Source organism: Labrenzia sp. 011 (genome assembly GCF_003075075.1).
Taxonomy (GTDB): domain Bacteria; phylum Pseudomonadota; class Alphaproteobacteria; order Rhizobiales; family Stappiaceae; genus Roseibium.
This window is the reverse complement of record NZ_QCYM01000007.1, coordinates 170614-192400: the sequence shown is the minus strand read 5'-3', so window position 1 is coordinate 192400 and position 21787 is coordinate 170614. Positions and strand designations below refer to the sequence as shown.

The following is a 21787-nucleotide window of genomic DNA, read 5'->3' as shown; positions in this document are numbered from 1 at the left end:
CGTCCATCTCCTGCGGGATCTGGGCATCGAGCAATATGCGCCGCCGCACGACCCTGCAATTCCTCACCACTGGCGATAATCCGCCAAAAGGATCGATCATGAAATCCCAACAACACGGCAGCACGCTGATCATCGGAGCAGGACTTTCGGGCCTTGCCGCGGCACGTACCCTGTCCGTTCGCGGCCTGCCGGTCACCGTTCTGGAAGCACACGAGCGGGTTGCCAAACCCTGGCGGGCGCGCCATCCGGCGCTTCGGCTCAATATACACCGCGCGTTCGCGGGACTTCCCGGCCAGGAGGCCCCCGGGACCGATGGGGTCTTTCTGAAGCGTGACACCGTCGTGGACCATCTTGAAGCCTATGCGGAGGGACTGGCCACGCCAATCCAATACAGCTGCAAAGTGACCGGGGTTTCCCGCACTCCAGGTGGCTGGCAAGTCTCCACCGGTGCCGGTGAGTATCAGGCCGACAACCTGGTCATCGCGACGGGCCGCGAAAGCATTCCGCACATTCCGGACTGGCCGGGGGGCGGCCGGTTTTCGGGCGAGTTGCTGCACACGGCGGATCTTGGCGACGTGTCCCGCTTCGACGGCAAGCGTGTTCTGGTCGTCGGGGCCGGCAACTCGGGAACGGATGCGCTCAACCATCTCGCGCGGCACAAACCGGCAGAAGTCATCGTGTCTGTCCGATACGGTCCTTCCGTCGTTCCGCAACGGGTTTTCGGCTTTCCGCTGCACCGGCTGGCGCGGGTCTTCGCCGCCCTTCCGACCTGGGTCCTTGACCCGGCCTTTCGGTTTACCGAGTGGCTGTTTCTTGGCAACCTTCGCCGGTACGGGCTGACCACCCATCCGGAGGGAGGGGGGACCCGGCTCTTGCGGGACGGGGTGACCTTCGCCATCGACGACGGCTTCGTCGCTGCCCTGAAGGCCGGACGTTTCCGGATCGTACCCGGTGTCAAACGCTTCGAGGGCGGAAACGTCGTCCTCGCGGACGGTTCCTCCTGTGCACCCGACGTGGTCATCGCGGCGACCGGCTATCGCACGGGGCTAGAGCCCCTTCTGGGGCATCTCGGTGTGCTTGACGCCAACGGGCGGCCGCACCACCCGATGGGTGAGCGGGACCCGGGAAATCCCGGACTCTGGTTCACCGGTTTCAAGCCGATCTTCACCGGATACTTCGATGCTGCCGGGGTCGCGGCCGAAAGGATCGCCGCCCGGATCGCTGCCGATACCGCCGCCCTCGAAACACCCGGGGCACACAAGGCGCGTGCGGTCAACGGGCGCTCCTTCCCGGCGGACGCACCCGTTTTGCGGCAGTCCGTCGGCGATGCCCCGGAGCGCGAGGGAACGGCGGGATAAGGCCGGCCGGGCCGCTGATGAAGCCGCGCGTGGTGTTGGATCTTGAAAAAAAAGCCGTGATGCCCCGGTCCGGCATGCGTGCCGGACCTTGGGGGCCTGCCTTACTCCTGTGCGGGAGCCTCGGCCTTTTTCAGCAGACGCAGCAGGTGCTTGTGGGCGTCTTCGTTGCCGACGATGACATCGCCGCTGTCCAGCATCTTGTTCTTGCCGTCGAAGTCGCTGACGAAACCACCGGCCTCGCGCACCAGGAGGATCCCGGCGGCGATGTCCCAGGAGTTCAGATTGCGCTCCCAGTAGCCGTCCAGGCGCCCGGAGGCGGTCCAGGCGAGGTCGAGGGCAGCGGCGCCCATGCGGCGGACGCCGGCGACTTCGGGCATGACGTAGCGCAGCTCGCGCAGGGAGCGGCCGTGATCGCCCATGCCGATGAAGGGCAGGCCGGTGCCGAAGACCATGTCGGGCAGGTCCCTGCGGGCGGCGACGCGAAGGCGGCGGTCGTTGAGGAAGGCGCCGCGGCCGCGTTCGGCGGTGTAAAGCTCGTCCATCACCGGATTGTAGACGACGGCGGCGACGATCTCGCCCGCCCGTTCCAGGGCGATGGAGATCGCGAAGACCGGAATGCCGTGCAGGAAGTTGGTCGTGCCGTCCAGAGGGTCGATGTGCCAGCGGTGCTGTCCGTCGGTGCCTTCGACCTCGCCGCTTTCCTCCATGACGAGACCGTAAGTCGGCCGGGCGCGCGTCAGTTCGCTGCGCATGATTTCCTCGGCACGGCGGTCGGCGGCCGAGACGAAATCGCCCGGTCCCTTGCGGGAGACCTGGAGGTTTTCAACTTCGCCGAAGTCGCGGACCAGGGAGCGGCCGGCCTTGAAGGCGGTTTGAACCATCACGTTGAGGAGAGCTGTGCGGGCCATGGAGTGTCACTTGCTGTTGGGTGTTGCCCGGGCGGATCCGGGCAGACCTGTTTGAATGCGTGTCTGCCTGCGGCCGGGGCGTGCCCCGCCGCGACATTGCGAAGACCTGTGCGGCGGGATCAGTCCGCGCGGCGGACGTATTCCAGAGAGCCGGTGTCCACGATGATCTTCTCGCCGGCGGTAATGAACGGCGGCACCATCACGCGCACGCCGTTTTCCATGAGCGCGGGCTTGTAGGAGGACGACTGGGTCTGTCCCTTGACGACGGCGTCGGCTTCCCGGATTTCCAGGGTCACGAACTGCGGCAGGGTGATGCCGATCGGGCGCTCTTCGTGCAGTTCCACGGTCACCATCATGCCGTCCTGGAGGAAGGCGGCACGGTCGCCGACGAATTCGCTCTGAAGTTCCAGCTGTTCGTAGGTCTCCGTGTCCATGAAGATCAGCATGTCTTCCTGGGTGTAGAGATACTGGAAGTCCTTCTGCTCGAGACGGACGCGCTCGACCTTGTCTTCGGAGCGGAAACGCTCGTTGAGCTTGCGCCCGTCGATCAGGTTCTTCATCTCGACCTGGGCAAAGGCACCGCCTTTTCCCGGCTTGACGTGCTGGACCTTGACGACGGCCCAAAGCGTTTCCTGATGCTGAAGCACGTTACCGGGCTTGATTTCGTTTCCGTTGATTTTCATGGAACGACCGACTTTTTGATTTGTATGGATCCGGAGCAGGCGACGGCAATCGTTGGCTGACGCGCTTGAATTTTGCTCGCGCCTGTCCACCACAAATGCGGGCAGGTTTCAAGGAAAAAAGGCGAATTCCGTTCCGAAAGCGGCGGCGGACCCAAAGTTTACGGCGATTCCCGTTCAGGATCCCGGGTGGGGGCCATCAGGGTTGCCGAATACTGTTCTGCCAGTTTGCGGGCCTCCGCCTTGGTCTCCTCGCCAAGGCTCTCGACGATCCGGTCCAGCGACTGGTCCGACACGCCGAGGGTCCGGGCAATCAGGTGCCAGCCGGCCGCCGCGGCGAAATCCTGCTCCCGGCCGCGGCCGTAGGCATAGACCCGCGCGAGCCGGTTCATGGCGACCGGATTGCCGGCGGTTGCGGCGCGTTCGAACCAGTCGGCCGCTTCCGCCTCGTCGGGGTCGACACCTTTCCCCTGGAACCGCAGGATACCGTAATAGACCTGTGCGGAGGTGTGGCCGCGTCTTGCCGCGCGGCCGAGCCAGAAGGCGCCCTGGCCCGGATCGTTCAGCCCGCTCTGGGCCTCCAGATAGGAAAGGCCGAGCGCATACTGGGCTTCGGGATCGTTGAGCTGGGCGGCTTGCTCCAGAAGTTCGCGCGACTTGTCCTCGTCGAACGGCCGGCCTTCACCTTCCTGGTAAAGCAGCGCCAGATTGTAGAGAGCGGAAGGGTTGCCGGCTTCGGCGGCCTGTTCGAAGTAATCGGCGGCCTTTTTCTTGTCGGTTTCCACGCCGGTGCCGAGCAGGTAGAGCTGGGCCAGCTGCATGGCAGAGCCGGCATCGCCCTGAGCCGCGGCCAGGGCATACCAGTCGGCGGCCTTGGCCTTGTCCTGCCGGATGCCAAGCCCGGCCTCATGCAGGACGCCGAGCAGTGCCTGGGCCGCCTTGTCGCCCTGTTCGGCAAGCGGTGTGGCCAGACCAAGCGCGGTGAGGAACCAGCCGCGCTGGAAGGCGGAATAGGCGGTCTCCGCGGTGGCGGTCTCATCGTCCTCCAGATGGGGAGGGCCGGCATCGACAATGCTCAGGAGCGTCTTGCCCGATGTGGTGACATCGACCAGCACGGGCTGCGGTTCCGCAGACGCGGCGGCCTCTTCCTCGGAGGTGGTGTCGCTCGGGGCACTGTCCTGTGCCTGTACGGGAAGCGGCACGGCGAGGAGAATGCCGCCGGCCAGGATGAGCGCGGCCCGGTTCAGGGCACCGGAGCGGGCCTTCCGGCGCGTCTGCCCGGCATGGTCTTCCCCGTCACCGGAAGGGGCTGGAAAGGTCTGCTCAAATCCGTGCAATGGCTGCCTCCTCACCCGTTCTGGCTGTCCTCGGGAAACGGATGGGCGTCCAGGATCCGGTTGGCTTGCGTGACGAGTGCCGCGATGTCGTCCTCCGATTGCCAGACGGCGTCCTTGAGGGCGACAAAATCGGCGCCCGTCGCGGCCACCTCTCCCAGGGTTTCAAGCGTGTTTCCGGCCAGCGCGACACAGGGCGTGGAGAAGAGCTCGGCCCACCAGGCGGCGCTGGACAGGGTCTTTGCATGGGCGGTTTCCTTCTCGGCGAGGTCGAGCTTGCCGAAAAAGATATAGTCAACGCCGGTTTCCGCCAATTCCATGGCTTCGTGCCGGAGCTTGGTGCCGCCGGTGCCGACGATCCGGTCGGGGTGAAAGCTTTCCACGGCGAGCTTGACGTCCTCCAGGGAGGCATCCACATGGACCCCGTCCGCACCGCTGCGGCCGGCGGCCTGGGTGTCGCGGTAGACGATCGCCGCCGCGCCACCCTGCTGGATGACCGGGACGAGAACCTCGGCCGCACCCTGGATTTCCTTGGTTCCGGCGCCGGGCATGTAGATCAGCACGCAGGCGATGTCGCCGCCGGCAAAAGCCTGTTCAAGCTTCGCGGCCAGAGCGTCGGTATCGAATTCCGGCGGTGTGATGAGAAAGAGGCGAGGGCGGTTCACTGCTGGCGGTCCTGGTCAATCCGGTTTCAAGGGCATTGTCGTGCTTCTTGTCCCTAAAGACGGCGAAAGAGGGACGCAAGGCCCCTCTTTCAGGAAAGTTGAACTATCTGCCTTCCCGGACCGGCCGAAAGACCGGCTCGGAGCCGGTCAAATGGTCCGGGCCGAATGCCCGTCCGGGAAACCGTCGGGAGGGGCGCCGGTCGAATCCGGTCCGCTCACCTAGCCGATCTTCGGATCCAGGCTGCCGTCCTGATAGCGCGCGGCCATGTCCGCAAGAGTGACGATCTTCTTGATCTTCGATGCCTGCCCCGCGGTGTTGAAGGCTTCCAGGCGCTCGACGCAGAGTTTCTGCATGGCATCGCGGGCGGGCTTCAGATATTTGCGCGGATCGAATTCGGCCGGGTTTTCACTGAGGATCCTGCGGATCTGGCCGGTCATGGCCATGCGGTTGTCCGTGTCGATATTGACCTTGCGCACGCCGTTCTTGATGCCGCGCTGGATTTCCTCGACCGGAACGCCCCATGTCTGCGGCATCTCTCCGCCATACCGGTTGATGATGTCCTGCAGGTCCTGGGGCACGGAGGAGGAGCCGTGCATCACCAGATGGGTGTCCGGCAGACGGCGGTGAATTTCCTCGATCACATGCATGGCAAGCACCTTGCCATCCGGCTTGCGGGTGAACTTGTAGGCGCCATGGCTGGTGCCCATGGCGATCGCCAGCGCATCCACCTTCGTTTCCTTCACGAATTTCACCGCCTCGTCGGGATCCGTCAGCAGCTGCTCCTGGCTGAGCTTGCCTTCCGCGCCGTGGCCGTCTTCCTTGTCGCCCATGCCGGTTTCAAGCGAGCCGAGCACGCCGAGTTCGCCCTCCACGGAGATGCCGCCGAGATGGGCCATGTCGGTGACGGTCTTGGTGACGCCGACGTTGTAGTCCCAGTCCGCCGGGGTCTTGCCGTCCGCCTCCAGGGAGCCGTCCATCATCACCGAGGTGAAACCGGCCTGAATGGCGGTCATGCAGGTCTGCGGTGCATTGCCGTGATCCAGATGCACGCAGACGGGGATATGCGGATAGATCTCGACGACCGCGTCCATCATGTGTTTCAGCATCACGTCATGGGCATAGGCACGGGCGCCGCGCGAGGCCTGGATGATGACTGGCGCATCGGTCTGGTCGGCCGCGGCCATGATCGCCAGAGCCTGTTCCATGTTGTTGATGTTGAATGCCGGAACCCCGTAATCGTGTTCAGCAGCGTGATCAAGAAGCTGACGAAGGGTAATACGTGCCATCAATAATCTCCCCAGGATCCGGTTCGCCGTGGTTATCATAAGGATAACGCAGTCGTGCGTCACCGGTGTTGCGGTGCGTCAATCATCGCTGGTTCTAACAAGATTTTCCGGCGTTGAAAGAGGGGATCAGGGGTTAAATCAATTAAAATACAAAGACATGTTCCGAAAACGGGCCGGTATATTTAATTCTGCTTGCGAATTAAATGGCGCCGAAAACGGCATATCCCGCGGAACGGTCCTGCGGACATTCCGCGCGGCAGGCGCTCGAGAGGGTATCCGGGGCGGTTCTGCCCGCCCGCCCCGGGCATGTTTCAGCTTTCCAGCGCGGTGACGCCGGGCAGCTCCTTGCCTTCCAGCCACTCCAGGAAAGCTCCGCCTGCGGTGGACACATAGGAGAAATCGCCGGCGGCTCCGGCGTGGTTCAATGCGGCCACGGTGTCGCCGCCGCCGGCAACGGAATTCAGCTTGCCGGCCCTGGTGTTCTGTGCCGCGTGCTGCGCCGCAGCGACCGTTGCCCGGTCGAAGGGCTCGATTTCGAAGGCGCCGAGGGGGCCGTTCCAGACCAGTGTTTTCGCCGCGTCGATCCTGCTTGCAATGGTTGCGATGGACTGTGCGCCCACATCCAGGATCATGGCGTCCGCCGGAATGGCATCGAGGGCGACGGTCTCATTGGCGGCGCCGGCCTTGAATTCGCGGGCAACCACGGCGTCGACCGGCAGGATGATTTCACATCCGGAAGCTTCGGCGGCCGTCATGATTTTCCGGGCCGTGTCGGCCAGGTCGTGCTCGCACAGCGACTTGCCGACGTCGATCCCCCTGGCGGCAAGGAAGGTATTCGCCATGCCGCCGCCGATCACCAGCATGTCGACCCGCGTGACGAGATTTTCCAGGAGATCGATTTTCGAGGAAACCTTCGCGCCGCCGACAACGGCAAGGACAGGGCGGACCGGGGCGCCGAGGGCGGAGCCGAGCGCTTCCAGTTCGGCCTGCATGGTGCGTCCGGCATAGGCGGGCAGAAGCTTCGCGATGCCTTCGGTGGAGCCGTGAGCCCGGTGGGCGGCGGAAAAGGCGTCGTTCACATAGATGTCGCCATTGGCGGCAAGCGCCCTGGCGAAGTCCGGATCGTTCTTTTCCTCGCCCTTGTGGAACCGGGTGTTTTCCAGCAGCAGGACATCGCCATCGGCCATGGCGGCGATGGCGTCGGCGGCCGGCTGGCCGATGCAGTCCTCGGCAAAGGCGACAGGCCTGCCGAGAAGCGCGGACACGCCCGGCGCGACCGGTGCAAGCGACATCTCCGCCACGCGTTCGCCCTTCGGTCGGCCGAAATGGGCGAGCAGGACGACCTTGGCCCCCTTGCCGGAGAGTTCACGGATGGTCGGCAGCACACGTTCGATGCGCGTTGCGTCGGTCACCTTTCCGCCGTCCATGGGAACGTTCAGGTCAACACGCAGCAGAACGCGTTTGCCGGCGATGTCGGTCAGGTCGTCGAGAGTTTTGAAAGCCATGGGAATACCTGTGGTCAGGAACGGGACGAGTTGGTTGTGACGGCAATGCCGATGCCGAACAGGGTCAGCAGGACACCGAAGGAGCGCTCAATCCGGACCTTGGCGCGCATGAACCGGAGCCGGACGGTGGGCAATGTGAAGAACAGGGTGACCAGCACGAACCAGAGGAACACTCCGCCGGCCATGATCGCGCCATAGCCGATCTGCGTCCAGAGCGGGGTGCCCGGAGCAGTGACCTGCAGAAAAACGCTCAGCGCGAAGAGGGTGGCCTTGGGGTTGGTCACATTGGTGAGGAAACCCCAGCGCAGCGCCTTGAGCGGCGCCATGCCGGCAAGCGCGCCGTCGGCGGGCATTTCGCTGGAGGCGCCCCGGTACATGGTCACGCCCAGAAAGATCAGATAGGCGGCGCCGATCAGTTTCAGTCCGTTGAACAGAAAGATCGACTGGGACACGACCAGGCCGATTCCGGCCAGGGCGTAGGTGACGTGAACACCGAGCGCCAGGGCAATGCCGAGCGCGGTCATGATGCCGGCGAGGCGCCCGCCGATCAGGGCGTTGCGCAGGACCACGGCAAAATCCGGTCCCGGCACGACCGCGGCGACGACAGTCAGGGAAATGACGGTGAGGAGTTCGAGCACGAAGTCTCCTATTTTCTGGAACCAGGCTGATCAGCGGTCCGGGGGCGTTTCGAGGTTCTTCATGATCTCGGCCCTGGTCTTGTCGACATCCGGTTGCCAATGGCGATGGCTCCGGTTCTTGCTGCGCTCGGTGTATCGATCAAGGAAATAAAAGCCGACGCCCAGCAGGACGACAAACCCGAATATCATGGCCAACGAAGTCATGCTTTGCTCCGGTCCGGTCGCAATGAAAGGGCGGATGCAGCTCTGCCGCAACCGCCCTTGAGGTCAACAGGGATGTTCGGTCATCCGACCCATCAGATCAGTTTCGCCAGGGCGACGGCCGTGTCGGCCATGCGGTTGGAGAAGCCCCATTCGTTGTCGTACCAGGACAGGATGCGCACGAAGGTGCCGTCCATGACCTTGGTCTGGTCGCAATGGAACACCGAAGAGTGGCTGTCATGGTTGAAGTCCATGGAGACCAGCTTGTCGTCCGTGTAGCCGAGAATGTTCTTCAGCTTGCCGTTGGCGGCGTCGCGGATGGCGGCGTTGATCTCGTCGACCGTGGTTTCGCGCTTGGCGATGAAGTTGAGGTCGACGACCGAGACGTTCGGCGTCGGAACGCGGATGGCGACGCCGTCCAGCTTGCCGTTGAGCTCCGGCAGCACCAGACCGACGGCCTTGGCGGCACCGGTGGAGGTCGGGATCATGGACATGGCTGCGGCGCGGGCGCGATACAGATCCTTGTGCATGGTGTCCAGGGTCGGCTGGTCACCGGTATAGGAGTGGATCGTCGTCATGAAGCCTTTTTCGATGCCGACGGTCTCATTGAGGACAAAGGCAACGGGTGCAAGGCAGTTGGTGGTGCAGGAGGCGTTGGAGACGACCAGGTCGTCAGCGGTCAGGGCATCGTGGTTGACGCCGTAGACGATGGTCTTGTCGGCTCCGGCTGCCGGAGCGGATACCAGAACGCGCTTGGCGCCGGCTTCCAGGTGCAGGGCCGCCTTTTCCTTCGCCGTGAAGATCCCGGTGCATTCCAGGGCGACATCGACGCCGAGTTCGCCCCAAGGCAGGTCCTTCGGGTCGCGGATCGCGGTCACCTTGATCGGCTTGCCGCCGTCAATGGCGATGGTGTCGCCATCCACGGCGACCGTGGCCGGGAAGCGGCCGTGAACGGAATCGTAGCGCAGCAGATGCGCATTGGTTTCGACCGGGCCGAGGTCGTTGATGGCAACGACTTCGATGTCGGTGCGGCCGGATTCGACGATGCCACGCAAAACATTCCGGCCAATGCGGCCAAAACCATTGATTGCTACCTTGGTAACCATATTCCACTCCCGCAATCTTCGGCGCTCGGTTCAAGCTCTCGCGCCAATTGGTAACGCACAGATTGTGGTCACAACAGACCGTGTGGCCACGACAATGAGCACGCCCGTGCTCCGGTTCCGGCAGCATAGGAGGAATGCCCGCTGCCGGTATTGATCCTGATTAAGAACCAAGTCTTTCTTTCGCCACGGCCACGACGGCTTCACTGGTGATGCCGAAATGCTCGTAGAGTTCCTTGTAGGGGCCGCTTGCCCCGAAACCCTTCATGCCGACAAAGGCACCGTCATTGCCGATGAAGCGGTCCCAGCCCATGCGGATGCCTGCCTCGATGGCGATCTTCACCGGGCTGGTGCCGATGATGTCGGCCTTGTAGGCGTCGGACTGGGCTTCGAACAGCTCGAAGGAGGGGACGGAAACAACCCGCACGGCAATGCCTGCCTTGCTCAGTTCCTGATGCGCGTCCACGGCAATCTCGACCTCGGAACCGGAGGCAAAGATCGTTACCGCGGCGTCGTCCTCGCAATCGATCAGCACATAGGCGCCCCTGGCGCAGAAATTGTCTTCCTCGAAGGTCTTGCGCAGGGAAGGCAGGTTCTGGCGGGTGAGGGCCAGGACCGAGGGGCCCTCGCTGTTTTCAAGCGCCAGCTGCCAGCACTCGAGGGTCTCGGTGATGTCTGCCGGACGGAAGAACGTGAGATTCGGGATCGCCCGCAAGGCGGCGAAATGTTCCACCGGCTGGTGGGTCGGACCGTCCTCGCCAAGGCCGATGGAATCATGGGTCATCACGTGAATGACGCGCTGTCCCATGAGGGCCGCGAGGCGGATCGACGGGCGGCAGTAGTCGGAGAAGATCAGGAAGCCGCCGGAATAGGGGATCAGCCCGCCGTGCAGCGCCATGCCGTTCATGGCCGCCGCCATGCCGTGCTCGCGGATGCCGTAATGGATGTAGCGGCCGGAGAAATCCGTCGGCGTGATCGGCTGGGTCTGCGGGGTCTTGGTGTTGTTGGACCCGGTCAGATCCGCGGACCCTCCGATGGTTTCCGGCACGACTTCGTTGATGACGGTCAGCACGGCTTCGGAAGCCTTGCGCGTCGCCATGGTCGGCTGGTCGTCGGCGAGCTTCTTCTTGTAGTCCATGATGGCCTTGGTGAAGCCGGAGGGCAGATCGCCCCGGTTGCGGCGTTCGAACTCGGCCCGGTTTTCCGCATCGGTTTCCGCGAAGCGCTTCTGCCAGTCCTTGTGCGCCTGGGCCGAACGCAGGCCGGCGATGCGCCAGGCATCCAGAATGTCGCTCGGAACCTCGAAGGGGGCATACGGCCAGTTGAGAGCCGCGCGGGTTCCCTCGATTTCCTCTGCGCCCAGGGGTGCGCCATGAACCTTGGCGGTGCCCGCCTTGGTCGGGGCGCCGAAGCCGATGGTGGTCTTGGCGGCGATCAGCGTCGGTCTGTCGCTGGCCTGGGCCTGGCGGATCACGGCGGCGATTGCCTCCGGATCATGGCCGTCGACGCTCAGCGTATTCCAGCCGGAAGCGGCGAAGCGCGCCTGCTGATCGGTGCTGTCGGTGATTTCCACCTTGCCGTCGATGGAGATGCCGTTGTCGTCCCAGAAGACGATGAGCTTGTTCAGTTTCAGATGGCCGGCGAGCGACAGGGCTTCCTGGCTGATGCCTTCCATGAGACAGCCGTCGCCGGCCAGCACATAGGTGTAGTGATCGACCAGCTCCGTGCCGAAGCGCTCGGCCTGAAGACGTTCGGCGATGGCCATGCCGACGGCGTTGCCGAGGCCCTGACCCAGCGGCCCGGTCGTCGTTTCGATTCCCGCGCCGTGTCCGTATTCGGGGTGGCCGGCGGTGCGTGCGCCGAGCTGACGGAAATTCTTCAGCTCCTCAAGGGAGAAGTCTTCGTAGCCCAGCAGATAGAGCAGGCTGTAGAGCAGCATGGAGCCGTGACCTGCGGACAGCACGAAGCGGTCGCGGTCGGCCCAGTTCGGGGCGGTTGGATCGAATTTCAAGAACTGGGTGAACAGAACCGTTGCAATGTCGGCGGCGCCCATGGGCAGTCCGGGGTGACCGGATTTGGCCTTTTCCACGGCATCGATGGCAAGAAAGCGGATCGCATTTGCCATGCGCTGGTGTTTATCAAGATCGGTCATTGTCTTCCCGTTGCTTGCTTTGGAGCCCCAGTTTCCAGAGCGGACCGCCAGGCTGGACGGAACCGTCCGCCGAGGCGCGAATGAGGTACGTTGCTCAGAATTCGACTTCCGTCAATTCCGATCAGGCGCCAGACAAATATCAGGAACCTGCGGCGAGTCAACAAAGCAGCTTTAAAGCCGCGTTCACCCTCAGGGGAAAGAAATTTCCCTTCCGGCGGGACATTGAGCTGAGGATTCTGCCGATGGTGGCATTGACTGAAAGAAGTTGCGGTGCCTAAGCTCGGCGCCCTGATAAAGATTTGCTTTTTCGCCGTCAAACCCGTGTCCGGGAGCCCGGAGGGGCAGGCTCGGAGCGGGGCAGTTGACCGGGTGAATGCGCCAGATCTCCAGTATGACGGTTTGGAAGGAACGGGTGCGGGCCGCCGCGGAAAATATTGGGACGACGTTATACATGCCGGAAATGGACAGCATGGAAAAGACCAGCCTCACCGATGCGGCAAAGCGCCTCGAAAAGGCCGTCAGCCATCTGGAATCGGCGGTTCAGCGGCGTATGGATGCGGACAGGTCCCTGAATGCCCTGCAGGACGATCTGCAGCGGCTGGGCGAGGACCGGTCGCAGCTTGCCGCCTCGCTGGATGATAGCGAAGCGCGGGCGTCCCGGCTGGAAGAGGCCAACAAGGATGTGTCCCGGCGGCTCGTTTCCGCCATGGAAACCATCCGCAGCGTGCTGGATGCGCATGGAGGTTAGGCACTGATGGCGCAGATCACCGTCACGATCAACGGCAAGTCCTTTCGCATGGCCTGTGATGACGGCGAGGAAGAGCGCCTGATGGGGCTTGCCAAACGGTTCGACGGATGGATTTCCGAATTGCGGGGCGCTTTCGGGGAAATCGGTGACCAGCGGCTCACGGTCATGGCCGGCATCATGGCGGCCGACCAGTTGTCGGAGCTGGAGAAAAAGGTCGCCGGACTGGAAGAGGACCTCAGCGAAGCCAGACGGCAGCAGGTGGATGCGCTGGACAACATGAGCCAGAACGAGCAGGAACTTTCCAGATCGATCAATACGGCCGCCGCTCGAATCGAGAGTCTTGCCGAAAGCCTGGCCAAGAGTCTGCGGCCGACCGACGCTTCCTGACGCCGCAGGGGCTTCGAAAATCCTTTTTTGATGAAATGCACGCCGCTCTGGTAATTGCCACGATGCGGGTCTATATGCGTTAGTTGCGGCTGGCCGATGCGTCAGGAAAAATATCCCCGGGGCCTTAAGCATTCCCTCGGGAGCTGTCCCTGCTTCGGGCCGTGGTCCATCGCATACGGCGCCCACCTACGTTGTAGGTTTCCCGGGATCGCACTTCCAACGGTCGGACGGCTGCACTTTCTGCCTTTCTCCCGGCAGAAGGGCCAAACAACGAGAGCCCATGAAGTTTCTGTCTCCGCTCGCCGCCGAAAAGGATCTGCTCCGCAAGGAGGCGCTGGCCCGCCGTGCGGCGCTGGGCGATATCGAGCGCATCGAGAAGAGCCTGTCTCTGGCCGATCATGCGGACGGGCTGCCGCTGCCGGAGGGCTCCGTGGTCGCGGGGTTCTGGCCCATTCGGGACGAAATCGATCCCAGACCCCTGATGGATGCCCTGCGCTGCAAGGGCCATCCGCTGTGCCTGCCGGTTGTCGCCGAACCCCATCTTGTTTTCAGAACGCTCGAGCGCGGTGCGGACCTTGTTGCTGCCGGTTTCGGCACGATGGGCCCCGGCCCCGAGGCGGCGGAGGTGTGTCCGCAGGTGCTGCTGATGCCGCTTGCCGGGTTCGACGCGGCCGGAAACCGGATCGGCTACGGCAAGGGGCACTACGATACGGCAATCGCGGCGCTGGAAAAGACGGGGCCTCTTTTGTGCATCGGCCTGGCCTTTGCCGTGCAGGAGGTTGACCGCGTGCCCGCGGAAGAGCATGACAAGCCGTTGAATGGTATTTTGACCGAACAGGGCTATCGTGCGTTCGGCTGAGCGGCCGGAAGGGCCGCGGCGGGTCGTTCTATGAGGATTTGATGCGTATTCTGTTTCTGGGCGATCTCGTCGGCCGTGTCGGCCGGACCGCCGTTATCGAAAAATTGCCTGATCTGGTGGAGACCAACCAGCTCGATTTCGTGATCGTCAACGGAGAGAACTCCGCCTCCGGCTTCGGCATTACCGAAGCCATCCTCCAGGATGTTCTGGATGCGGGGGCCGACGTAGTGACGACCGGCAACCACATCTGGGACCAGCGCGACACGCTGGTCTATATCGAACGGCAGGACAGGCTGCTGCGGCCGGCCAACTACCCGGCCGGCACACCGGGCCGGGGCGCGCATCTTTATACCGCCCGCAACGGAGCCCAGGTGATGGTCGCCAATGTCATGGGGCGGGTCTATATGGACGCTCTGGACGACCCGTTCGCCACCATCGACAAGGTGGTCGACAACTGTCCGCTCGGGCAGGTCGCCGACGCCATCATCATCGACATGCATGCGGAAGCAACCAGCGAAAAGCAGGCCATGGGGCATTTTCTCGATGGCCGGGTCAGTCTCGTCGTCGGCACCCATACCCATGTTCCCACTGCCGACCACCAGATCCTTGAAAACGGCACGGCCTATATGTCCGACGCGGGCATGTGCGGCGACTACGACAGCGTGCTGGGCATGGACAAGGAGGAGCCGGTCAACCGGTTCCAGCGCAAGATTCCGGGCTCCCGATTCACCCCGGCGTCCGGCATTGCGACCGTTTGCGGCGTGGCCGTGGAAACCGATGACCGGACCGGGCTGGCTCGGAGAGTTGCCCCCGTGCGGATCGGCGGACGTCTGGAGCCGGTGCTGCCGGACTTCTGGCCCTCGGGCGGCTGAAACGTGGCGGTCAGAATTCACCGATCTGGATTTTCTCCGTCAACTTGCCTATAAGCGGCGCAGTTTTTCATCGAAATCATCCGCAGAGAACCGGAAAGAGCCATGGCAGGCCATTCAAAATTCAAGAATATCATGCACCGCAAGGGACGCCAGGATGCGGCCCGGTCGAAGATGTTCTCCAAACTGTCCAAGGAAATCACCGTCGCCGCAAAGATGGGCGACCCGGACCCTGACGCCAATCCGCGCCTGCGCCTGGCCGTGCAGAACGCCAAGGCGCAGTCCATGCCCAAGGACAACATCCAGCGCGCGATCAACAAGTCGCAGACCGGGGACGCCGACAACTACGAGGAAATCCGCTACGAAGGCTACGGCCCGGCGGGGGTCGCCGTCGTCGTGGAAGCCCTGACCGACAACCGCAACCGGACCGCTTCCAACGTCCGCTCCTATTTCACCAAATGCGGTGGCTCCCTGGGGGAAACCGGTTCGGTGTCCTTCATGTTCGACCGGGTGGGTGAAATCGTCTACAAGCCGGACGTTGGCGAGGCCGATGCCGTGCTGGAAGCGGCGATCGAAGCCGGAGCGGAGGATGTTCAGTCCGATGAAGGCGGTCACACGATCTATGCCGCCTTCGAGGATCTCAACGATGTCGCCAAGGCACTTGAAGACGCGCTGGGCGAAGCCGATTCCACCAAGATCATCTGGAAACCGCAGAACCTGACGCCGGTCGACGCGGACAAGGCCCAGACCCTGATGAAACTCATCGACATGCTGGAAGACGACGACGACGTCCAGAACGTCTATTCGAATTTCGACGTCGACGAGGAAACCATGGCGGCGCTGGCCTCCTGACGGACCTTGAATTCATGTGAACTGGAAACCCCGGCCCGGCCGGGGTTTTTGTTTGACGTTTTGAACGGCTGAAGGACCGCCTTGCCGCGAAAAACCGGAGACGAAGCGGGCGAGCTGGCGCAGGCAGTGCTCTCCGTCACGAAAGCTCCGGGCAGCGAATACAAAGGTCATTCGCCTGGCGATGTGCGTGAGGAAGCCGTTGATGCGGCTATTGTGGCGCTGAGCATTCTGGCGCAGGCATCTTCAAGCCGCGAGGAATTCGACTCCGAACTTGAGCGACTCATGACCTTGAAATGCGCCAAATGGCAGGAGAAGCTAGCGGAATAGCGGGTCGAGCGCGGGCATGCTGGTGAGTGCCGCCAGTGCGATCAGCACATAGGCGAGCTTGCGGTAGAGGGCCGGATTTGCCTTGCTGAAGCCGTTCGAGCCGGCATAGATCGCCAGTGCATAGACAGGAATCGCCACGATCAGCAGGTGGAACACCTGCAAGGTGAAGAAGCCGTTCAGGATATAGGCGACGAAGGTTCCGACGCTGGCAAGGGCGAAGAAGACGATCAGGTTCGCCCGCACGATCGCCGGTTCCCTGGCACTGGAAAGCCAGAAGGCCACGACCGGCGGCCCGGACACCTGGGACACTCCGCCGAGAACGCCGGCCACCGTACCGACGCCGAGGGACACCGGCCAGGTGGCCCTGCCATGATAGCGCCATCCGGATATCAGCAGCATCAGCAGGCCGATGACGATGACAAAAATGGTCCAGCGCAGCATCAGGATATCGGAATTGGCCAGCAGCCAGGCGCCGAAATGCACGCTTATCACCGCGCCGGCCGCCGCCGGCAGGACGGTGCTCCAGTCGCACAGCCTGAGGGCGCGGATCACGAGCGGCAGGGCCACGACCCCGTCGATGAACAGGAACGCGGCGGCGGCGGTGGAGGGCATCATCACCGTGGTCGCCACCGGCATGAAGATCATGCCGGCGCCAAATCCGGCAAAGCCGCGCACGTAGCCGGCGATGAAAAGCACCGCGGCGAGGAACATCAGCAGGTTCAGGGAAAAGGAACTGAAAATGTCAAACATGGAAACTCACGGGAAACGCATCGGCGGAAAGGCAGGGCGGTAAACCGCCCGAAAATCCGGACGGGCCGGAGGGCCGAATTTGCCGTGATTGCGGCAAAAGATGCGGTTTCCGGTTCGAATTGGACAGGCATTGCGGTGGTAAGCTGCGCTTTGTCTGGCGTCAACGCAGAAGTTTTGTTACCGCTTTGTTCCATGACACACACGATTCGTTTGCTTGGCATCGACCCGGGGCTGCGGCGTACCGGCTGGGGCCTGATAGAAGCCTCCGGAAACCGGCTTTCCTTCATAGCCTCCGGCACGGTAACCTCGGACAACAAAAAGAGCCTGGCCGAACGCCTCGTGGAACTGCATGAGGGCCTCACGGATGTGGTGCGCCTGCATGAGCCGGCCGAGGCGGCAGTGGAGCTCACCTTCGTCAACAAGGATGCGGGGGCGACGCTGAAACTGGGCCAGGCGCGCGGCATCGCGCTGCTGGTGCCTTCGCTTGCGGGGCTTCCGGTTGCAGAATATGCGCCGAATCTCGTCAAGAAGACCGTGGTCGGGACCGGCCATGCGGAAAAGGGGCAGATCCGGGCCATGGTGAAAGTTCTGATGCCGCGGGCGACATTCAACTCCGACGATGCGGCCGATGCCCTGGCGATCGCAATCTGTCACGCGCAGCATCGGGCAAGCACGGCCGCACGCATGGCGGCGATGGGGGCGGCATGATCGGGAAACTCAAGGGAATCATCGACAGCTACGGCGAGGATCACGTCATCCTGGACGTGCACGGTGTCGGCTATCAGGTCCATTGCCCCTCGCGCATCCTGCAGGGGCTGCCGCGGGCGGGGGAGGCCGCGGTGCTGTTCATCGAAACGATCGTCCGCGAGGACATGATCCGGCTCTACGGATTTGCGGCCGAAGCAGAGCGGGAGTGGTTCCGGATGCTGATGACGGTTCAGGGCGTTGGCGCCAAGGTGGCGCTGGGTGTGCTGGGCATTCTGAAGGCGAGTGAGGTGGCCAATGCCATCGCGCTTGGCGACAAGGCGACGATTTCGCGGGCTCCGGGGGTCGGAAAACGGGTGGCCGAGCGCATCCTCGCGGAGCTGAAGGACAAGGCTCCGGGCCTTGCGAGTATCGATCAGGACACGATCTCCGTGTCGCAATCGGTTGCGGACAATGTCGCCGCGCGGCCGGTCGCCGAAGCGGTGTCGGCGCTGACGAACCTCGGATACGGCCAGCCGCAGGCAAGCGCGGCCGTTGCCAAGGCCATGCAGAGTGCCGGCGAGGACGTCACGACGGAAAAGCTGATCCGTCTGGGCCTGAAGGAGCTGGCAGGATGATGGTCGTCATCTATGCCGTCATCGCGGTGGTTTTCGTTGTTCTGGGCATCGGCGGGATCATGTATCTCGATCACCGTTTCTCGCTGGCGGTCGGAGACCGGTCCTTTGCCATGAACGGACGACGTATCGAGACGGACGATCCGTTCGTGCGCCGCCAGTTCAGGAAGTTTCATGCGATCAGGGTGGCCTATTGCGTGGCTCTCCTTGCGTTGCTGTTCACGGTCGTAAGCCATGTCGGATGATACGCGCATCGTGACCCCCGAGATCCGGGGCGACGAGATCGACGGCACCATGCGTCCGCAGGTACTGGACGATTTTGTCGGCCAGGCGCAGGCGCGGGCGAATCTGAAAATCTTCATCGGCGCCGCCAAGGCGCGCGGCGAAGCGCTCGATCACGTGCTGTTTGTCGGCCCGCCAGGGTTGGGCAAGACCACACTGGCGCAGATCATGGCGCGGGAGCTGGGCGTGAATTTCCGGGCGACGTCGGGGCCGGTGATCGCCAAGGCGGGCGATCTGGCGGCGCTGCTGACCAATCTGGAAGAGCGCGACGTTCTCTTCATCGACGAGATCCACCGGCTCAGTCCGGCCGTGGAGGAAGTGCTCTATCCGGCCATGGAGGACTATCAGCTCGATCTGATCATCGGGGAAGGGCCGGCGGCCCGTTCGGTGAAGATCGATCTGGCGAAGTTCACCCTCGTCGCGGCTACCACCCGGCTGGGCCTGCTGACGACACCGCTGCGGGACCGGTTCGGAATTCCGGTCCGGCTGCAGTTCTATACGATCGCGGAGCTGGAACATATCGTCAAGCGCGGGGCATCCATCCTCGGGCTGGGTATCGCCGAGGACGGTGCCCATGAAATCGCGAAACGCTCGCGCGGGACGCCGCGCATCGCCGGACGCCTGCTGCGGCGGGTCCGCGATTTCGCGATCGTCGCGGGGATCGAGCGGGTGGACCGGGCACTTGCCGACAAGGCATTGCTGCAGCTGGAGGTCGACAGTGCCGGGCTCGACAGTCTCGACCGGCGCTATCTCAGTCAGATCGCGGTCAATTTCGGTGGCGGCCCGGTCGGCATCGAGACCATTGCCGCCGCCCTGTCCGAGCCACGCGATGCCATCGAGGAAATCGTCGAGCCCTATCTGATCCAGAACGGCTTCCTGCAGCGGACACCGCGCGGCCGGATCCTGACGCCGATGGCGTTCGAGCACATGGGCCTTGCGGCTCCGTCCAGGGCGGATGCGCCGCAGATGGGGCTGTTTTCGGACCCGGAGTAGGACGATCTGCTGTCTGTTGAGGTCGTCGTAACGCGTGTACGGGCAGTCATCGGGCCGGCAACAGCCTGAAACTTCGTATCTTCCTCCAAGGAACCTGACCTTGCCGCGTGCCTGCGGGGACGGCCATCGGGGGGCTCGTCAAAAAAATGAGGCCGCCCGAGCGGACGGCCTCATTCGATCCCGTTTCTTCGCAAAGGCGGTCAGGCCGCCTCGTTCGCCGAGTTTTCCTTGATGCCATTCAGGAAGGTCCCGACGCTCGAGCGCAGCTCATGGGCTTCCTTGTCAAGGCTTTGGGCTGCCGAGTAGACCATGTCCGCCGCTTCGTTGGTAATGCCGGCGGCAGAAGAAACACCGCCGATGTTTTCGGTTACCTGTTGCGTCCCGGCAGCGGCCTGCTGGATGTTGGAGGCAATCTCGTTGGTGGCCATGCCCTGCTGCTCGACCGCGGCAGAGATGTTGCTCGTGATCTCGTTGATCTTGCTGATGGTGCTCGTAATGGTGCCGATGGCCTCGACCGCGTGACTGGTTTCACCCTGGATGCTGGAAATCTGCGAGGAAATTTCCTCGGTGGCCTTGGACGTCTGGGTCGCGAGTTCCTTCACTTCGGCGGCCACCACCGCGAAGCCCTTGCCCGCCTCTCCGGCACGGGCAGCCTCGATGGTCGCATTCAGTGCCAGCAGGTTGGTCTGCTCGGCAATGGCCTGGATGAGCGTGACGACTTCGCCGATCTTCGCGGCGGCTTCGGAAAGCCCCTGGATGCGTTCGTTCGTCGAAGATGCCTGATCCGCCGCCTGCGACGCGATCTCGCTGGAGGAGGATACCTGCCGGCTGATTTCGGCAACCGAAGTGGCAAGCTCTTCCGCTGCGGCGGCAACCGTTTCCGTGTTTGCAGACGCTGTGGCGGCTGCGGAAGCCACCGCCTCGCTCTGGTTCGTGGTCTGTTGGGCGCCCGAGTTCAGGTTCGTGGAGGCATGTTGCAGACTATCCACCGAACCGGAGATCGTGTTCAGAAGGCCGGTGATCTGGACGTCGAACTCCGAGGAAAGGGCCTGGATGTTGTGCGAGCGCTGCAAGTCCAGTTTCTGGCGTTCGTTCTGGCTGCGTTCGAGCTCGCGACGCGTGTTTTCGTTGGCAACGAAGGTTTCCATGGCTTCCGCCATTTCACCGATCTCGTCTCCGCGACGCATTCCCGTGATCTCGACGTTGGTGTCGCCGTCCGCCAGTACCTTCATGCTCCGGGTCAGACCCTTCAGCGGCCCGACGATGTTGCGGATGGCTGCGATGGCGATGATGGTCGCGATCAGGCCGCCGACGGCCAGAACACCGACCATCGTGCTGACCTTGGACCAGAAAGCGGCAGCCACATCGTCAACATAAACGCCGGTGGCGATCACCCAGCCCCAGGGTTCGAAGGCTTCCGACCAGGTGGACTTGGGGATCAGCGCGTCCTCACCCTTGCGGTTCCACATGTATGTCACGACGCCGCCGCCGTTGCGGGCAACGTCGATGATCTCGCGCATGTGATACTTGCCGGTCTTGTCCTGCGAATCCCAGGCGCTTGTTCCTTCGGTGGCCTTGTTGGCGCTGACGATGCGCGTTGCATCATAATCCTGAACGAAGGCGTAGTTGTTGCCGTCGAAATTGATCGCACGCACCACATTGCGCGCCCACTCCTGGGCTTCTTCCCTGCTCAGTTCCCCGGAAGTTTCCAGCTGATGGAAATACTTCAGGACCGAGTTGGTGATCTCGACGACCGTCTGGGTTTTTGCAGTGCGCTCTCCGTAAAGGATGGTCCGCAGCGACCAGAGATCATAGCTAATTATCGCAAGGGTAAATACTGCAAGGCTGATGACCGGTATCCATATCTTGAAGCCAATGCGAAATTTATCGAGGAGCATTTCTGAGATCCTATTCAAGATGACTTTCTTGTATAGTTGCTTGATTTTGTTAATATAGTTTGAATACCGAAAGGTTTGAGCATATTTGAACATCTGCTTTGTTTTTTCTGGTTCTCCGTTTGCGGAAAGTAACTCTTCGATGGAAGTTCTCGGATGACCTTGTCGTCTTTAGCTGAAGATTCGCTGCAGGTTTTCGGGTTTGATTAGGCGGGTGTGAGAGAAATTCCACCGATTGTTTTCGCAGGTGCACAATAACTTCAGTGCTTCGAGAACACGAGCCTCCACTACTCCACGATCAGTCATCCGCATTAGCGGTACTACTTACCCCGAAAAGTGTTGATTGTGACTCATCCGATCGCGAGCGCCGGCGTCCCGGCAGGGCGTGTCGAAGCTGCGTCGGGCAAGACGCGCAACGCAGGCCGATGGGCCTCTGGATGCGGCCGCGTGGGCCTGTTTCCGCGCGCCGGACGTCTTGGGTGCCGGGCGCCCAGGCCAGCTTCGCGCAGCACCTTGCCGGTCAGCAGAACAGGGTGGCATCGGAGGACACATGCTCAATGCTGTTCGGTATCGCCCAGGCAGGAGGTCATGTCAGCGCTTCGCAAGCGTCGGAAACCGACTACTCGACGTGGTTGGCCGGGCTGCACCCTGGAGGCAAAGGGGTATCTAAGCGGA

At 62.8% G+C, this 21787-nt stretch carries 23 protein-coding genes; 11 read left to right on the top strand and 12 right to left on the bottom strand.

The annotated features are described in order from the left end of the window. Positions 1-98 precede the first annotated feature (98 nt). Positions 99-1358: an NAD(P)/FAD-dependent oxidoreductase gene (locus DCO57_RS10365; RefSeq protein WP_116698834.1), complete on the top strand. Its 1260-nt coding sequence runs from the start codon at positions 99-101 to the stop codon at positions 1356-1358. A 101-nt stretch (positions 1359-1459) separates the two neighbouring features. On the opposite strand, the gene DCO57_RS10360 is transcribed toward DCO57_RS10365, so the two are convergent. The 10 genes from DCO57_RS10360 to tkt form a co-directional block, all read right to left on the bottom strand. After that, positions 1460-2266, bottom strand: a complete 807-nt coding sequence (locus DCO57_RS10360) for an inositol monophosphatase family protein (protein ID WP_116698809.1) — start codon at positions 2264-2266, stop codon at positions 1460-1462. A 119-nt stretch (positions 2267-2385) separates the two neighbouring features. Beyond that, positions 2386-2949: an elongation factor P gene (gene efp / locus DCO57_RS10355; RefSeq protein ID WP_116698808.1), complete on the bottom strand. Its 564-nt coding sequence runs from the start codon at positions 2947-2949 to the stop codon at positions 2386-2388. Between the two features lie 158 nt (positions 2950-3107). Beyond that, the gene (locus DCO57_RS10350; protein ID WP_208977887.1) at positions 3108-4283 is read right to left on the bottom strand and encodes a tetratricopeptide repeat protein; all 1176 of its coding nucleotides are present in this window, start codon (positions 4281-4283) and stop codon (positions 3108-3110) included. An 11-nt stretch (positions 4284-4294) separates the two neighbouring features. Further along, entirely contained in the window at positions 4295-4945 is a 651-nt protein-coding gene (locus DCO57_RS10345; RefSeq protein ID WP_116698807.1) for a thiamine phosphate synthase, read from the bottom strand. A gap of 219 nt (positions 4946-5164) precedes the next feature. After that, positions 5165-6232, bottom strand: coding sequence for a class II fructose-bisphosphate aldolase (gene fba, locus DCO57_RS10340; protein WP_116698806.1), 1068 nt, complete (start codon positions 6230-6232; stop codon positions 5165-5167). Between the two features lie 311 nt (positions 6233-6543). Continuing rightward, positions 6544-7743 carry a phosphoglycerate kinase gene (locus DCO57_RS10335; protein ID WP_116698805.1) on the bottom strand — a complete coding sequence of 400 codons (1200 nt, stop codon included), beginning with the start codon at positions 7741-7743 and terminating at the stop codon, positions 6544-6546. 8 nt (positions 7744-7751) lie between these two features. Continuing rightward, positions 7752-8375, bottom strand: coding sequence for a LysE family transporter (locus DCO57_RS10330; RefSeq protein WP_116698804.1), 624 nt, complete (start codon positions 8373-8375; stop codon positions 7752-7754). A gap of 30 nt (positions 8376-8405) precedes the next feature. Further along, a complete protein-coding gene (locus DCO57_RS23510; protein ID WP_165814709.1) occupies positions 8406-8579 on the bottom strand; it encodes a hypothetical protein in 174 nt (57 codons plus the stop codon). 92 nt (positions 8580-8671) lie between these two features. Beyond that, on the bottom strand, positions 8672-9682 hold the full coding sequence (gene gap / locus DCO57_RS10325) for a type I glyceraldehyde-3-phosphate dehydrogenase (RefSeq protein ID WP_116698803.1): 1011 nt from the start codon (positions 9680-9682) through the stop codon (positions 8672-8674). A gap of 160 nt (positions 9683-9842) precedes the next feature. Continuing rightward, entirely contained in the window at positions 9843-11831 is a 1989-nt protein-coding gene (gene tkt, locus DCO57_RS10320) for a transketolase (RefSeq protein ID WP_116698802.1), read from the bottom strand. A 469-nt stretch (positions 11832-12300) separates the two neighbouring features. Here tkt and DCO57_RS10315 point away from each other — a divergent pair, with 469 nt between their 5' ends. The 6 genes from DCO57_RS10315 to DCO57_RS10290 all read left to right on the top strand — a co-directional run bounded on the left by DCO57_RS10315 (position 12301) and on the right by DCO57_RS10290 (position 15873). Next, positions 12301-12579, top strand: coding sequence for a DUF4164 domain-containing protein (locus tag DCO57_RS10315; RefSeq protein ID WP_208977886.1), 279 nt, complete (start codon positions 12301-12303; stop codon positions 12577-12579). A gap of 6 nt (positions 12580-12585) precedes the next feature. Next, the gene (locus DCO57_RS10310; RefSeq protein ID WP_116698800.1) at positions 12586-12966 is read left to right on the top strand and encodes a cell division protein ZapA; all 381 of its coding nucleotides are present in this window, start codon (positions 12586-12588) and stop codon (positions 12964-12966) included. A 280-nt stretch (positions 12967-13246) separates the two neighbouring features. Beyond that, positions 13247-13825, top strand: a complete 579-nt coding sequence (locus DCO57_RS10305; RefSeq protein ID WP_116698799.1) for a 5-formyltetrahydrofolate cyclo-ligase — start codon at positions 13247-13249, stop codon at positions 13823-13825. Between the two features lie 41 nt (positions 13826-13866). Next, on the top strand, positions 13867-14697 hold the full coding sequence (locus tag DCO57_RS10300; protein ID WP_116698798.1) for a TIGR00282 family metallophosphoesterase: 831 nt from the start codon (positions 13867-13869) through the stop codon (positions 14695-14697). A 102-nt stretch (positions 14698-14799) separates the two neighbouring features. After that, positions 14800-15546, top strand: coding sequence for a YebC/PmpR family DNA-binding transcriptional regulator (locus DCO57_RS10295; RefSeq protein ID WP_116698797.1), 747 nt, complete (start codon positions 14800-14802; stop codon positions 15544-15546). Positions 15547-15627: 81 nt separating this feature from the next. Next, positions 15628-15873, top strand: a complete 246-nt coding sequence (locus tag DCO57_RS10290) for a hypothetical protein (RefSeq protein WP_205756124.1) — start codon at positions 15628-15630, stop codon at positions 15871-15873. On the opposite strand, the gene DCO57_RS10285 is transcribed toward DCO57_RS10290, so the two are convergent. Beyond that, entirely contained in the window at positions 15862-16623 is a 762-nt protein-coding gene (locus tag DCO57_RS10285) for a sulfite exporter TauE/SafE family protein (RefSeq protein WP_116698796.1), read from the bottom strand. The genes DCO57_RS10290 and DCO57_RS10285 overlap by 12 nt on opposite strands. A 192-nt stretch (positions 16624-16815) precedes the next feature. Between DCO57_RS10285 and ruvC the strand changes: the two genes are divergently transcribed. Genes ruvC through ruvB form a run of 4 tightly spaced genes read left to right on the top strand, consistent with a single transcriptional unit; the run spans position 16816 to position 19217 of the window. Then, the gene (gene ruvC, locus DCO57_RS10280) at positions 16816-17331 is read left to right on the top strand and encodes a crossover junction endodeoxyribonuclease RuvC (RefSeq protein WP_116698795.1); all 516 of its coding nucleotides are present in this window, start codon (positions 16816-16818) and stop codon (positions 17329-17331) included. After that, the gene (ruvA, locus tag DCO57_RS10275; RefSeq protein WP_116698794.1) at positions 17328-17945 is read left to right on the top strand and encodes a Holliday junction branch migration protein RuvA; all 618 of its coding nucleotides are present in this window, start codon (positions 17328-17330) and stop codon (positions 17943-17945) included. The genes ruvC and ruvA overlap by 4 nt, the downstream gene beginning before the upstream one ends. Beyond that, entirely contained in the window at positions 17942-18187 is a 246-nt protein-coding gene (locus DCO57_RS10270) for an endonuclease (RefSeq protein ID WP_116698793.1), read from the top strand. Before ruvA ends, DCO57_RS10270 begins: the two co-directional genes overlap by 4 nt. Continuing rightward, on the top strand, positions 18177-19217 hold the full coding sequence (gene ruvB, locus DCO57_RS10265; protein ID WP_116698792.1) for a Holliday junction branch migration DNA helicase RuvB: 1041 nt from the start codon (positions 18177-18179) through the stop codon (positions 19215-19217). The genes DCO57_RS10270 and ruvB overlap by 11 nt, the downstream gene beginning before the upstream one ends. 200 nt (positions 19218-19417) lie before the next feature. Here ruvB and DCO57_RS10260 read toward each other — a convergent pair whose 3' ends face one another. Further along, entirely contained in the window at positions 19418-21115 is a 1698-nt protein-coding gene (locus tag DCO57_RS10260; RefSeq protein ID WP_116698791.1) for a cache domain-containing protein, read from the bottom strand. Positions 21116-21787: the final 672 nt, after the last annotated feature.

Excerpts from the sequence above, each read along its gene's own strand:
- DCO57_RS10295 (WP_116698797.1), top strand. The coding sequence starts at position 14,800 with ATGGCAGGCCATTCAAAATTCAAGAATATCATGCACCGCAAGGGACGC.
- efp (WP_116698808.1), bottom strand. The coding sequence starts at position 2,949 with ATGAAAATCAACGGAAACGAAATCAAGCCCGGTAACGTGCTTCAGCAT.
- DCO57_RS10285 (WP_116698796.1), bottom strand. The coding sequence starts at position 16,623 with ATGTTTGACATTTTCAGTTCCTTTTCCCTGAACCTGCTGATGTTCCTC.
- tkt (WP_116698802.1), bottom strand. The coding sequence starts at position 11,831 with ATGACCGATCTTGATAAACACCAGCGCATGGCAAATGCGATCCGCTTT.
- DCO57_RS10260 (WP_116698791.1), bottom strand. The coding sequence starts at position 21,115 with ATGCTCCTCGATAAATTTCGCATTGGCTTCAAGATATGGATACCGGTC.
- DCO57_RS23510 (WP_165814709.1), bottom strand. The coding sequence starts at position 8,579 with ATGACTTCGTTGGCCATGATATTCGGGTTTGTCGTCCTGCTGGGCGTC.
- DCO57_RS10360 (WP_116698809.1), bottom strand. The coding sequence starts at position 2,266 with ATGGCCCGCACAGCTCTCCTCAACGTGATGGTTCAAACCGCCTTCAAG.
- DCO57_RS10300 (WP_116698798.1), top strand. The coding sequence starts at position 13,867 with ATGCGTATTCTGTTTCTGGGCGATCTCGTCGGCCGTGTCGGCCGGACC.
- ruvC (WP_116698795.1), top strand. The coding sequence starts at position 16,816 with ATGACACACACGATTCGTTTGCTTGGCATCGACCCGGGGCTGCGGCGT.
- ruvB (WP_116698792.1), top strand. The coding sequence starts at position 18,177 with ATGTCGGATGATACGCGCATCGTGACCCCCGAGATCCGGGGCGACGAG.
- DCO57_RS10315 (WP_208977886.1), top strand. The coding sequence starts at position 12,301 with ATGGAAAAGACCAGCCTCACCGATGCGGCAAAGCGCCTCGAAAAGGCC.
- DCO57_RS10305 (WP_116698799.1), top strand. The coding sequence starts at position 13,247 with ATGAAGTTTCTGTCTCCGCTCGCCGCCGAAAAGGATCTGCTCCGCAAG.
- DCO57_RS10365 (WP_116698834.1), top strand. The coding sequence starts at position 99 with ATGAAATCCCAACAACACGGCAGCACGCTGATCATCGGAGCAGGACTT.
- ruvA (WP_116698794.1), top strand. The coding sequence starts at position 17,328 with ATGATCGGGAAACTCAAGGGAATCATCGACAGCTACGGCGAGGATCAC.
- DCO57_RS10310 (WP_116698800.1), top strand. The coding sequence starts at position 12,586 with ATGGCGCAGATCACCGTCACGATCAACGGCAAGTCCTTTCGCATGGCC.
- gap (WP_116698803.1), bottom strand. The coding sequence starts at position 9,682 with ATGGTTACCAAGGTAGCAATCAATGGTTTTGGCCGCATTGGCCGGAAT.
- fba (WP_116698806.1), bottom strand. The coding sequence starts at position 6,232 with ATGGCACGTATTACCCTTCGTCAGCTTCTTGATCACGCTGCTGAACAC.
- DCO57_RS10270 (WP_116698793.1), top strand. The coding sequence starts at position 17,942 with ATGATGGTCGTCATCTATGCCGTCATCGCGGTGGTTTTCGTTGTTCTG.